The sequence below is a fragment of the Bacteroidales bacterium genome, from assembly GCA_013141385.1.
Taxonomy (GTDB): Bacteria; Bacteroidota; Bacteroidia; order Bacteroidales; family Tenuifilaceae; genus UBA8529.
This window is the reverse complement of sequence record JABFRB010000021.1, coordinates 39,431-53,871: the sequence shown is the minus strand read 5'-3', so window position 1 is coordinate 53,871 and position 14,441 is coordinate 39,431. Positions and strand designations below refer to the sequence as shown.

The window sequence follows — 14,441 nt, the reverse complement described above, 5'->3', positions numbered from 1 at the left end:
GGATTATTAAAAAAAGCCATTAGATATAGTTTTTTTATCTAACATTTCTATTTTTCATAATTTAAACGAAGAGGGGGTCTCAAAAGTCTGAGACCCCCTCTTTTTATTCATGCTATCCAAATATTCAAATCTTGGAGGCTTAACTTTTTTTGATACAACCTCCTTTGTTCAATCTTATGTACCTAAAAGAAAATACCAACTAAATAGGGACTATTCTAATTTGATTTAATAATCTTTTTAATAATTGGACCATTCTTAGTATAAAGTTTCAATATGTAAACACCTAGTGGGTATTCGCTTGTGTTAATAGTATTTGAAGAACTGACCTCTTTGGTAGAATATATCAAACGACCTTGTAAGTCAAATAAGTTAATAGTAGCTATTGAGTTATTTAAATCCTCAATTCTAAGTTGCTCATTAAAAGGATTTGGGAAAACTTTTATGTTATCATTATCAGTATTATTCTTCTTAGAAGATCTTAAAGGATACCTGCTTAAACAATCAATATTTGATACTGGAATAGGGCTAATATTAACAGGTATTACTCCAATCGGGTCTCCTGCTTTAATTGTAATTCCAGGTTTAATTACTGCTCCGTTTTTAAGGATAATATTGCTTGCTGATAAGTAAAAATTTGAAGCGGAGGATAGTGTTGTATTTCTAACTTCAATTGTTTCCCATGCCTTTTCATTAGATACTATGGTTTTATTACCTTGTTCATAAAAGGTTTTATAATTTGGTATTGAAGATAGAGAACCTTGGGCAACTGAACTAACTTTATTTATTATAGTTGGGAACGTTGAAACGTAAAATATGTTTTGAGCATTCGAGAGGTTATCTGATCTCTTAAAATTGAAAAAAAGTTTTAATGAAACTGATACAAGTTCAGTGTATTGAGTTGTATATGAGGCCTGAGCGTTAATCGTTAAATCATTATAAAATGATAAGGGCATTGGCTTTGAGTAATAGAAATATTTATTAAATTCTGGATTTTGAAAGTCGATAATTGGAGAATTTCCGAAATCAAGGGTGGCCCCATAACCTTGGTCAGTTGTAAATTGAAATATAAGTTGAGCAAAAATTTCTGCACTATCTTTTACTCCAGCATTTGGGTTTATAATATATTTAATCTGATTAGCATTCATGCGAAATTTCCACTGAATATCATAAATATTTGCCCAAGTGTCAGGTTCATACCAATAATTAATATCTTCTTGTACATCAACTTTTGGCGTTTCAACTAAATTCATTACACCTAAACCATTATTGTAGTAGGGATATTCGTTATAATTACTCATTGTTGATGCTGACGTTCCTGGGTTATAGAATATTATATCTCTATAGGGCAAATCAGTTGTAATTGTACCAGAATATGTTGCATTCATATTAATTGACATTGGCATTAATTTAACTGGTTGTGGACTTGTCGCTTGTCTTCCCCCAGAAATAAATGCATCAATAAAAGAAAATGCTGCTCCTATATAAGGTGCTGCTCTGAGACCAGTTTTAAGAAAATTATCTGAAATGAGTTCTTTTTGAAACAAATTGAGTTTATCTTTAAAAAAATTATACTCAGTCGTTACGAATGACTCTAATGTATTAGTTTGAACAAAATAGTCCAAATCAGCAAGAGAAAGATCATCTAAATGAACTGCTTGAGAATTCACCCAATTATTCCAATACTGCGATTTAGACAATACGTTTTTAAGTTGCTCATTTTTCAATTTTTCAATTGAATTATACACTTTTTGACCTTTTTCAAAAGAACTTCCAATATTTTTTAATGATAAACTACTTCCTGTATTTATTTTATTGATATTCCCATTATCAATACTAACAAGTGTTCCCTCATAAAATCCTTTCATATCGATAGAGGAATTTCTTATCAAATCAACGGAGATTAACAGTTTAGAGTTAGCGTTACAAATACAAGGATCGTAATTCATTGCAAAATCAGCATAAAACCATTTTCCCGGATCATTTGTGAAAGCAGTAGGCACAGAAATTTCTGGAATTCCAATCTGTTTATCAAGAGGTGTTCCTATTGACGAAAGTGAATGTGTTCTATCAGGTGAAGCTGATGTAAAACTTAATGTAAATTTAGCTGCATTATATCCTGCAACTTGTTTCATGGCAACAAAACATCTTAATATACCACTAAATCGATTATATAAGATAAGGTAGGGAGAGGTAACAATTCCAGTACCATTATACCCAAAATCTTTCTTTATTAATTCCCATCCATCTATTGGAAGATAGTCTTTAGAATCTACAAAATGATTAATAATGTCGTTATCAACCTGATAGAACGGAGATGCAATAGGATTAATATTAATTTCGCTTGAATTTAGTTGAAAAGATGGTTGCATCCAATCGAAATAATTTTTCATAGCTGGGATCTCATTATTTACCGGATTTGTTGGATCGGTAGATATCTGTTCTTTAATACATTGTCCATATCCTTGTAGTAAAAAACAGAAAATAAATATTAGGAGTGTGTAACTTTTTTTCATTATAAGGTGAAGTGTTAATTAAATTATGTGGAAACAATTTTCTTATTTGCTATTCAACTGTTCTTCTAAATTGTTAACTTTATTGTTAAGTTCTATTATATATAAAGTAAGTTCTTCGATTTTTTGAAGTAGTTTTACATTCATCTCGCCCAATCCAATTCCATTAATTATTACTTCTTCTTCTGTAGGTATTTCGGGTAAATGATTATTTTCAATTATATATTTTTGCAATTCATTTAATGGCATTGGTTTGTAATTTTTTTGAAAAACAAAATCGGCCCAAGCAAGTGTTGTTACTTTTACTTCTCTGGCACCTATTGTTCCTTCAACTGCTAATTTATAACTTCCAGGATTTGTAGTACCTATACCTACATTACCGTTGCCTAATATTGTCAATCTTTCAACATTATTTGTAGCAAATCTAATGTTTGTATTAAATACATTCCACAAATCTAAGTGCGTATTTGTTGTTCCAAAACCAATCAAACCCTTTTGGATACCGGCATACTTAAAACTAATAAAATTTGTATTTGCACTAGAACTGCCAGTTTCTAATATTTGGTTTATTGTACCAGTAGTTATATAAAGATGAAGACGTGCTGATGGGGTTGTAGTTCCAATCCCTACATTTCCAGTTGTTGGAAATGTATTCGTTTGACTTAAAGCATTTAACGATGCGCACAAAGTTAGTAGTGTAAGTAATTTTTTCATAGATCCTAGAATTTTGTTTTGTTTGTAATTAATTGAGTTAAAATTATTGTAAAATGAAAATAATGTTTATTAGGGTAAATAATGTTTCATTAGTTTTGGAAAATATTTTATTTACCTTTTTTATAAAATTAATGTTTTTATAAATCTTATTTGTACTATAAAGGTATAATTATTATTTGAATACTTTTAAGTTTATATTAAAATGATAAAAAAATATTTGCCAAAATTTAGCATTAAGTATTCAGATGCGGTCTTGTTCGATTAAATGTTGAATGTATTTGTTTTAGAATGTTTATTAATGTTATGCTGCTCTGCAGATATAAATTTTAATTGTAAATTACTACCACAAATATTTTGTTGCTCTTCAGTTTTTCATGCAATATCTCCGCATAATATTTCTGGTTAGGATTTTCCATCACAGGATTTATTGCCTGATATTCTGGGCAAGATTTCCTGCAGAGGGAACACCTGTATTGGTTTATGGAGGGAGGCTGTCTAAAAAGGCGAATATGGCTGGAATAGAAAGCTATTTTTTGTTTTAACTTGTTAATAACTAGTATGACATGTTTATAACTCAGATCCACGCAGAACTCTATGTGTTTAATTCATAGATAGTGGTTGTATTAAATTGAATTATATACTAGTCCAAAAGGAGTTTAAAAAATGTAGATGTACGCCCCATGCTTATGACCACCTTTCTTGTTATCGAGCAAGAAAGGTGGCATAGGTAAACCTTCGGCTCATTCAAGGTTCTGAACAATAATGATATTTATGAAAGCGAATCGTTATTAGACATAGAATGATTTGTACAGTGCTAACTTTTATAATAAAGCTAATCTACAACTTCACTCATTGCATTTTATGGCTAAATCATAGAAAAACAGTTTTTTATTCTAATTTCATGCCTTTTAGGTTTAATTTCCCCACAAATAATAAAATGTAAGTTATGGATAATTATATTTACTTTTTTAATAAAGCCATAAATTACAACTTGGATTAATGAAAACAAGCTACTCAAATCACATACCTGCTTTTAATCCTCAATGAAACTAATATTTTTTCTAAATAATATCTTCAAACAACCTAAACCAATTCTTACTATGATTCGAACTCTAAGAAAACTTCTGCTAATCCTAATCTTATCTGGGTTTACCAGTCTATCTTTTTCGCAGGCTATTGTGAAAGGGGTGGTTTTTGATGCTAGTAATAATGAAAAATTAATAGGAGCATCCGTTTTTGTTAAAGGGACTACCTCGGGCATCATCACTGATGTTAATGGTGGATTTAGTCTTGCTCTTGTTGCCGGGAAAAAGACGATTATTATTCAATTTGTTGGTTTTACGGCAAAGGAATTTGAAGTGGATGCAAAAGATGGTGTAACAACAGACCTAGGGAATATAATGCTTGAAACAGACCAAATTGGTTTGGATGAAGTTACAGTATTTGCCTCAGTGGCTGTCTCTCGTAAAACCCCAGTTGCTCTCTCAAAAATTGATCCCATTCAAATTGAAGAGAAATTAGGCACCCAAGAATTTCCTGAAATTCTAAAAGCGACTCCTGGTGTTTATGCAACCAAGCAGGGCGGAGGATTCGGTGACTCACGTATTAATTTACGTGGATTTGATGCAGCTAATACTGCTGTTATGATTAATGGAGTTCCTGTAAATGATATGGAATGGGGTGGTATCTACTGGTCAAACTGGGCTGGTTTGAATGATGTTACCCGTTCAATGCAAGTACAACGTGGGTTGGGTGCTTCTAAAGTTGCTGCTCCTTCGTTAGGGGGTTCCATAAATATCGTTACTCGTTCCACTGATGCTACTAAGGGTGGTAATGTATCGTATGGTATTGGAAGTGATGGTTATACTAAAATTGGATTTGCTGTTTCAACCGGGTTAACAGAAAAGAACTGGGCCATTACCGTATTAGGAACAAAAACATCTGGAAATGGTTACATTCAAGGAACTGAGTTTGAGTCGTACTCCTATTTTGTAAATATTTCAAAAAGGATAAATGATCATCATCAAATCTCCTTTACTGGTCTGGGCGCACCACAATGGCATAATCAACGTAATAGTGCTGATGGATTGTTGATCGCTGAATGGCAGAAACAACCATTAAAATACAGGTACAATGCGTCTTACGGTTTTGATATGAACGGACAGCGTAAAGTATCTTCACGTAATGAGTACAATAAACCTCAATTTTCCTTAAATCACTTTTGGACTATTAACCAAAAGTCAAGCCTCTCAACCGCATTATACGCTTCAATCGGCGATGGTTATGGTACTAGTGGACAAGGTTATACATCAGGAGATAGGAGTAACTGGTACGGATCAAGTTCGGGCATTCCAAATACAGTCTTTAGAACGGCAGATGGAACTTTTGATTATGGTGCCATATATGCTTTAAATAAGGCTAGTTTAAATGGTTCAGCAATGGTAATGTCAAAAAGTGTAAATCAGCATAAATGGTACGGATTGCTTTCCACTTACAGCACAAAAATTGCTAATATAATTGATTTTTATGGTGGTATAGATTTACGTTATTACAAAGGAACACATACCAATGTGATTACCGATTTGTATGGTGGAAACTTCTATATTGACGCTTCTTCTTCACGGCCAATCTCTCAGTACCCTGATCAAAGTTGGAGAACAAATAAATTAGCTGTTGGTGATGTAGTTTATCGCGATTATGACGGTTTTGTGATGAGCGAAGGTTTATTTGCCCAAGCAGAGTATAATCAAATAAAGAATCTAAGTACATTTATTTCAACATCTTTATCAAGGACTAGCGATTGGCGTTACGACCGTTTCTATTACGAGAAAGCTCAAGCAAAATCTAAAACAGTTAGTTTTTGGGGTTACTGTGTAAAGGGCGGAGCAAACTACAACCTGAATGATAATCACAATGTTTTTGCAAATATTGGTGTTATTTCTCGTGCACCTTTCTTCTCTGGTGGTGCTTTTCTTCAATCAACATTAAGTAATGCTGTAAACCCAAATGCAATTAATGAAAAAGCATTCTCTTATGAGGTTGGTTACGGTTTCAAGTCAAAATATCTGTCGGCAAACTTAAACCTCTATAGCACAAAGTGGATGAATAAAACAATTGTTCGTAGTTCTATTCTCCAACCAGATCCTTTGATTCCTGCAAAAATTTTAAGTATTAATATGGAAGGTGTTGATGCACTTCACAAAGGAATTGAACTTGACCTTATTTCCAAACCAATTAGAAATTTGGAGATAACAGCTATGGTATCAATTGGTGATTGGAATTGGTTAAGTAATGCAACAGGTTACCTATATACTGATAACGGACAACCCTCTGACGCAAGCGGAAATCAGGTTGCCTTCGGTTCTGCTCAACATGTTAAAATGAATGTAAATCTAAAGGGTATTCATGTTGGAAATGCTGCTCAAACAACTGCCGCAATAGGTGCGAGGTATGAAATGCTAAAAGGTTTCAGTATTGGCTTAGATGCAAACTACTATGGACGCAACTACTCTTACTTCAGTATTAGCCCTGCGTCAACAGGCTATGGCGATCTTAACTTTTCTCAACCATGGAGAATTCCTGATGCAACGATCTTTGATCTCAGCACCAGTTATCGATTCAAAATTGGAACTTTTGATGCTTCTTTAATCGGTAATGTCAATAACCTTTTTGATGCAGAGTATATTGCTGATGCAACAGACGGTTCTGATCATACATGGCAAACCGCTAGGGTATTCTATGGATTTGGTAGAACATTTTCTACAACCTTGAAAATTAAATTCTAAAAAACGTTAAAATTATGAAAAAGATATTTTTTCCGTTGATCTCTGGATTTGCTTTCGCAGTTCTACTCGGAGGTTGTAAGGATTTCAACGATCAATTCACGGGGCTTGATGATAAAGCCAAGCCAACCAACTTGGTAAAATATACCTACCAACTTGTTGATGCTGATTATTCAACAATTAGCAAAGCAGCACTGGCAGCAGCAACTAATGCCGCTGATTCCGCTCTTGCAAAAAGCATTGCCACAAACAAGTACTTTTCAACATCAGTACCAGGAACTATATATGTTCCATTTTTGCTAAAGACTAAATACCCTTTTGGTGATGTAGGATCATCGGCTATTATTACTTCTACATTTGGTCAAGATAAGCCAACATATATGACGGATCTTACTACTATAAATATCATATCTGATGCTGATTATAAGTCAGTGTGGGGAGATCCAATTTTATATGTTAATGCTTTTACACCAGCTAAATCGCCTTCATCTAAAATCCCAGGATTATTAACTTCAAAATTTCCAACGGCCACTTCCGGAACATATAAGTTTGTAGAATATAACTACTCTTCTACTGAAGCTGCTTCTGGTGTAGTTGATTACAAGTATTTTTATGATGACTTCGAAACCCATACTTGTGCAACATCTTCACCATATACTGCTATTGGAGAAAATGGTTGGCAACAAAAAGATACTTCTGGGACTAAAGGGATTTGGTATTGCAGAACATTTAGTTCGAATAAGTATGCTCAAGTAACATCAAACGCAACTAATGAATTGAATAATAGTTTTTTACTTACCAAACAAATTGACTTGACATATGCAATTGCACCTCAATTTACCTTTAATGTTAACGTAGGTTATTGGAATGCTGATTGTTTAACTGTTTTGGTCTCTGAGAATTTTGACGGCAATAAGGATAACATTAAGAATGCTACATGGGTAGACTTAACATCTGACTTTGCCTTTCCACAAATCCCAACAAGCGGGTATGGAGTTCTTGCAAGTGCGGGTACATCTGATTTATCATCATATATTGGTAAAAAGATTTACATTGCTTTTAAGTATAGTGGGGATAGCAGAACAGCTACCAGTCCCAAGATTACAACAACATATCAAATTGATAACGTAAAGGTTTCCGAAATGAGAACTGCTTTATCAGTTCCAAGTTCAGAAAAACAGTACGTTGTGTATAAATATAATGGAACTACATGGATAACTCCTTTGGTAGCAGATGGCATTTTTGTTTCTCTACAGCCAGCGGATTATACAGCAATGGGTTTGAGTTATATTTCTTCAACAAATGTTCCATTATATTTGCCACAGTACCTAAAACAAAAATTCCCTTACGCTCTTGAGGGTGATGTTAAAACACTTGTGTACAAATCTAGTAGCACGATAACCTACTCTGGCGCTACACAGTATACAATGACCAGTGGTGTATGGACTTCAAACACATTTAAGATCAATAAGGCAGAGCAATTTATATTCACGGTAGATGGTTGGGTTTTTGATCCAACGGTTACGTTAGATATGGTTGCTTCCGATTATTTATTAATGGTTAATTATGTTAAGAATACCCCTGCAATATCAAAATTCTATGATGTAAAATATGCGAATGCAGAATATTACTATGGTTTTGCCAGTAACTATTCAAATGTTAGTTTCAGGCTCAGCTATCGTAATCCGTTCTTCACGGATCCTTATACACAGCCAGCTTCATTAGACCCTGAATTATCTGCTTTAACAACAAATGCAGATAAGGTTGCTTTACTGTGGACAAGGCTTCAAGAGGGTATGGGAATATTTCTTCAACTACGTTACCCAAATGCAATTCCACAAATAAGTGGACTTGATGTATATTACAATGTTAGGGTAAAAGTTTACACTCCAGATGGCGTTACGTCTTCCGTAACAGATACCTATAACTACAAGTTCAAATGTACTGCTTCTGGTACGCCTCCAACATTTGAGTTTGTATCAAAGGCAAAGATGTAAGCAAGAGCATTAATTTTTTTATAAATAGTCATTGATTTTAACCTGATAGGTTTTTAAAACCTGTCAGGTTTTTTATTTTTCATGTTAATAACAAATAATAAAATGGACTTGACTTTTTCTACACACTTGTCAACCTGTTTATTAATCTTGTTTAACCATTTATTAGTACAAGTAAAGTCTATATCTAATTGTCGAACAGCTAGGTAATATATATGTAGATATATTAATAACAGATTAATTTATTGTTAAAGAATTCATTTTCAGAATCAATACAGCATTGTTTTTGTTACTAATTGAACACTAGTGTGTTTCTGTATTAATTTGATATATAATTCATTACTATGTTCATAACTATAATTTAATGTTAATATTTTCAACCTATACTTATGGCGTTAAAACGGCGTTGGTTTAATAAATTCGTAAATATTTTCTCGGTATAAAAATCATATACTTTTTCTCTTTTCATTTATCATATAAGAAAATAAAACCAAACCAACCGCAGTAGATTGTAAATAATTATGAATAAGGAGAATAAAACCACTGTAATGGGTGAACTTAAAGATAAGATTAAGACTTACTCGCACGATGAAGCAGTAGAGGCAAGCATCAAGTATTTCAGGGGTGATGAGATGGCCGCTAAGGTTTGGGTCAGCAAATATGCTCTCAAGGATTCTTTTGGAAACATTTTCGAATTAACGCCTGATGATATGCACCAGCGGCTTGCTTCTGAAATTGCAAGAATTGAGAAGAAGTATGCAAACCCTTTGAGTAAGGAGGAGATTTATGAACTATTAAGGGATTTCAAATATATTGTTCCACAGGGTGGACCCATGACAGGTATAGGAAACCACTACCAAGTAGCGTCTCTTTCAAACTGCTTTGTTATTGGCACCAGAAATGAAGCAGATTCCTATGGTGGCATAATGAAAGTTGATGAAGAGCAAGTTCAGCTTATGAAACGTCGAGGAGGTGTTGGTCATGATCTGTCACATATTCGCCCTAAAGGAAGCCCGGTACTAAACAGCGCACTCACATCAACAGGAGTGGTTCCATTCATGGAGAGATATTCAAACTCAACACGGGAGGTTGCTCAGGACGGTCGTCGTGGCGCTTTAATGCTCAGTATCTCAATTAAACATCCCGATTCCGAAAGGTTTATTGATGCTAAAATGGAGCAGGGTAAGATTACTGGCGCAAATGTTTCGGTAAAGATTGACGATGAGTTTATGAAATCGGTTCTTTCTCAAACTACATATGTACAGCAATATCCAATTAGTTCTCATAAACCAAAATATCGTCAGGAAATTGATGCCCTTAGCCTATGGAATAAAATCATTCATAATGCATGGAAATCGGCTGAACCAGGAGTTTTATTCTGGGATACTATAATAAGAGAATCTGTTCCTGATTGTTATGCCGATTTAGGGTACAAAACCGTATCAACAAACCCTTGTGGTGAAATTCCACTTTGTCCTTACGACAGTTGTAGACTAATTGCATTAAACCTCTATAATTACGTTGATAACCCTTTTACTTCGGAAGCACGCTTTAACTTCGATTTATTTAAGAAGCATGTTATAGCAGCACAGCGAATTATGGACGATATTATTGACCTTGAATTGGAAAAGATAGATGCCATTCAAGCTAAGATTGATACCGATCCAGAGGAGGAGGAAGTCAAGCAGGTAGAGCGAAACTTATGGCGCAAGATTCGTCAGAAGGCAATTGAAGGTCGTCGCACTGGGATTGGTATTACTGCCGAGGGAGATATGCTTGCAGGTCTAAATCTTCGCTATGGATCCGATAATGCAATTGATTTTGCAGTTGAAGTACAAAAAACATTGGCTATTGAGGCTTATCGTTCTTCAGTTTTTCTTGCTAAAGAACGCGGCCCTTTCCCAATTTTTGATCCTCAACGCGAAAAGCAAAATCCCTTTATTAATAGATTAAAGGACGAGGACGAAACACTTTATAACGATATGGTTAAGTATGGTCGTAGAAATATTGCTTTACTTACCATTGCACCAACAGGAACAACCAGTTTAATGACTCAAACCACTTCGGGTATTGAGCCAGTATTTCTTCCGGTGTATAAACGTCGGAGAAAAGTTAACCCAGGTGATCAGAATGTCAATATTACTTTCACGGATGAGGTTGGTGATAAGTGGGAGGAATTTAACGTTTTTCACCATATATTTCTTACTTGGCTCAATATAAATGGCTATAGCACGGAGGAGGTAAAAACCTTTAACGATGAGCAGATTGATGAACTAGTTGCAAAATCACCTTACTATAAAGCTACATCTAATGATGTTGATTGGGTTAGCAAGATTAAGATGCAAGGAATGATTCAGAAATGGGTAGATCATTCTATTAGCGTTACCGTTAATCTTCCTTCGGATGCAACAGAAGAGATGGTTGCTAGAGTTTATCAAACAGCTTGGGAAAGCGGTTGTAAGGGTTGCACGGTTTATCGTGATGGCTCTCGTGACGGGGTTCTTGTTTCAAACAAAAAGGGGAAAGTTAAAGAAGGAGAGGAGTCGTTATTCCCATCAAAACGCCCAGATGTACTTGAATGCGATATTATTAGATTTAAAAACAAACATGAGAGTTGGATTGCTTTTGTTGGTTTGTATAATAACCTACCGTACGAAATATTTACAGGTATTTCCGAAGATGATGTATTGCCAATACCTAAACTTGTTACAAAAGGTAAAATTATTAAGATAAAAGATGAAAAAGGAAGTCGTTACGATTTTCAGTATGTAGACAAGTATGGTTACACCAATACGCTTGGGGGTTTATCGCATATGTTCAATAAGGAGTTTTGGAACTATGCAAAATTAATCTCTGGAGTGCTAAGGAATGGAATGCCAATTCCAGATGTTGTTAACCTTGTATCATCACTTCGTCTTGATAGCGAAACCATAAACACATGGAAAACTGGTGTTGAAAGGTCGCTGCGTAAGTATATACCAGATGGAACAAAGGCAAAAGAGGGCAAAAAGTGTATGTCTTGCGGATCGAATTCTCTTGTATATCAGGAGGGATGCTTAATTTGCAAAAACTGTGGACACTCTAAATGCGGGTAAACTATTAACTTGATATATCCTCAAAAACCTTCTTATTTAAACGGGAAGGTTTTTTATTTTCCCGCATATAATCTTATAAACTCGTAACCATTCCCTTTCCAATCTAGGTAGCGAATAAAATCGTTGTATTTGATAATAATTGATGCGGTATTAAAATTTGGATGAAAACTCAATCTTTCGGCTTTTTGAAGGTTGTCATCCAAAAATAGATGAACATGTTTAGAAGTATCATGAATCAGCCCAAAAGGAGAAACTGAACCTGGCTCAAGGCCAAGATATTTCATCATTCTTTGTGGTGAGGCAAAGGATAACTTTCCTTGTTTCAGCAATTGTTCTAGTTCACGTATATTTACATTATTTCTATATTCAAGGATAACTAGATAATGCTTATCGCCTTTATGATTTCGGAGAAAAATGTTTTTGCAATGTGTTGAATCAATTCCTGCCCAATACTTTGATGCCTCCTCAACGGTAGCAACAGGGGGGTGTTCATGGTATTCAAATTGAATATTAAGATCTTGTAATACACTGTAAAGCAGGGGATCTCCTCTTCGGTCAACATCTAAACTCATAAGAAAGGGGTTAACTCTGCAATTGCGAAAGAGCTTTGTTTATTTCATCAAGATTAAAATATTCAGGATCATAATCTTTCCCATACCATTCTGATATTAATGAAAAATCTATCTTTCCATTATCCCTCATCAGTTCTAATGCCATTTCATAACCAGTTACTCCTCCCGAATCTTCTGGTGGTGCTTTGCGTGAACCGCCAATACAATTAGGATATTTCCCTTGTGTTGTATCTTCGAAACTATTAATAAGCGAAATGTCAAGTGTCCAAGAATCACCATAGTCATAAACATAAGTTAGGTTCACTCCTTTTGAGAGAAATTGACCAAGTTCTACCTGATCTTCTTTTTTAATTTCACTCCCATGTGAATCTTGGTAGAAGTGTAGGTGGAAGTTTTCCCAAGCAAACAACGCTTGAAAAACCTCGTGAAGCATTTGGAGTTTTATTGAACTATCAACCCTAAACACCCTGTATATATCGGGTTTTAAACCAATTAGAGTTGCTTTAATTTCAAATATCTTAGCCATATATTGAATGAAAACCGTTTGATCAAATCTACAAAACTTATTGAATCTATTATAAAGTTTGTTTTAATTTTGATATCTATATGATAATTTAATATTTATTTGTATTAACTATCGGTACATGAGATTAGTAATGATTAACTCTATGAACAAATTTGTACCTTAAAGCAGAAAACCTAAGGTTTTTCCTTAGGTTTTTCTATTGTGGATAAATATTATTTGATCTGTCCTTTTTTATATTTATCACCAATGACCTTTAGCATATCATCAGTCATAGACTCAAGATTCCATTTTGGGTTCCAGTCCCATTCACTGCGTGCACAAGAGTCGTCCATAGAGTTAGGCCAACTATCGGCAATAGCTTTTTTAACAGGTTCAACGTTATAATTCATTGAAAATTCGGGTATGCGTTTTTTTATTGCCTCAAAAATTTTAGAGGGATCAAAACTCATTGATGTGATATTGAAACTATTACGATGTTTTAACTTTGAAGGATCTGCTTCCATAAGTTTAACACAAGCTTCAAGCGCATCGGGCATGTACATCATATCTAGGAAAGTACCTGCTGGTAATGGGCAAGTAAATTTTTTTTCCTTTATTGCAGCATAGTAAATTTCAACTGCATAGTCTGTTGTTCCACCTCCGGGAAGGGTAACGTTTGAGATGATACCGGGGAATCGTACGCTACGGGTATCAACGCCAAAACGGGTGTAGTAGTAATCGCTAAGCATTTCGCCAGTTACCTTACATACACCGTATATTGTAGAGGGACGCATAACTGTATCCTGAGGTGTATTGTCAAGAGGAGAGGATTTACCAAAAGCACCAATGGAACTTGGTGTAAATACAGCACATTTGTTTTCGCGAGCAATTTCAAGGGAGTTTAATAATGCGCCCATATTGATTTTCCAAGCAAGTTGTGGGTTTTTCTCACCTGTTGCAGAGAGTAATGCAACAAGGTTAAAAATGGCATCAATTTTATACTCTTTTACTATTTCCGCATATTTTTTTGCATCTAAGGCATCAAGTTCAACGAATGGGCCATTTTCAGCTAGTTTACTACATGCACTACAATTAATATCGGTTGCAACAACATTATTCTTCCCATAAATATTTTGCAAGTAAGGAACTAATTCGGAACCAATTTGCCCACCAGCACCTACAACAAGTATGTTTTTCATATTAGAATGGTAATAGTTTGTAAGATATTTCTTTGGTTTACTTTTGAATTGTTATTAATTTCACAAAAGT

8 protein-coding genes are annotated in these 14,441 nt (G+C 34.5%); 3 read left to right on the top strand and 5 right to left on the bottom strand.

From position 1 onward, the window contains the following. Positions 1 to 215: 215 nt before the first annotated feature. Together HOO91_13165 and HOO91_13160 are read right to left on the bottom strand one after the other, a co-directional pair. Entirely contained in the window at positions 216 to 2,513 is a 2,298-nt protein-coding gene (locus tag HOO91_13165) for a T9SS type A sorting domain-containing protein (protein ID NOU18500.1), read from the bottom strand. Between the two features lie 42 nt (positions 2,514 to 2,555). Next, entirely contained in the window at positions 2,556 to 3,224 is a 669-nt protein-coding gene (locus HOO91_13160) for a hypothetical protein (protein ID NOU18499.1), read from the bottom strand. Positions 3,225 to 4,324: 1,100 nt separating this feature from the next. Between HOO91_13160 and HOO91_13155 the strand changes: the two genes are divergently transcribed. The 3 genes from HOO91_13155 (at position 4,325) to HOO91_13145 (ending at position 12,095) form a co-directional block, all read left to right on the top strand. Beyond that, positions 4,325 to 7,009: a TonB-dependent receptor gene (locus HOO91_13155; protein ID NOU18498.1), complete on the top strand. Its 2,685-nt coding sequence runs from the start codon at positions 4,325 to 4,327 to the stop codon at positions 7,007 to 7,009. Between the two features lie 14 nt (positions 7,010 to 7,023). Then, the gene (locus HOO91_13150; protein ID NOU18497.1) at positions 7,024 to 9,003 is read left to right on the top strand and encodes a DUF5017 domain-containing protein; all 1,980 of its coding nucleotides are present in this window, start codon (positions 7,024 to 7,026) and stop codon (positions 9,001 to 9,003) included. Between the two features lie 518 nt (positions 9,004 to 9,521). Next, positions 9,522 to 12,095, top strand: coding sequence for an adenosylcobalamin-dependent ribonucleoside-diphosphate reductase (locus HOO91_13145; GenBank protein ID NOU18496.1), 2,574 nt, complete (start codon positions 9,522 to 9,524; stop codon positions 12,093 to 12,095). Positions 12,096 to 12,148: 53 nt separating this feature from the next. Here the strand turns inward: HOO91_13145 and HOO91_13140 are convergent, their stop codons facing one another. The 3 genes from HOO91_13140 to HOO91_13130 form a co-directional block, all read right to left on the bottom strand. Further along, entirely contained in the window at positions 12,149 to 12,667 is a 519-nt protein-coding gene (locus tag HOO91_13140) for a prolyl-tRNA synthetase associated domain-containing protein (GenBank protein ID NOU18495.1), read from the bottom strand. 10 nt (positions 12,668 to 12,677) lie between these two features. After that, the gene (locus tag HOO91_13135; protein NOU18494.1) at positions 12,678 to 13,193 is read right to left on the bottom strand and encodes a plasmid pRiA4b ORF-3 family protein; all 516 of its coding nucleotides are present in this window, start codon (positions 13,191 to 13,193) and stop codon (positions 12,678 to 12,680) included. Between the two features lie 212 nt (positions 13,194 to 13,405). Continuing rightward, a complete protein-coding gene (locus tag HOO91_13130) occupies positions 13,406 to 14,371 on the bottom strand; it encodes an NAD-dependent epimerase/dehydratase family protein (GenBank protein NOU18493.1) in 966 nt (321 codons plus the stop codon). Between the last annotated feature and the right edge of the window lie 70 nt (positions 14,372 to 14,441).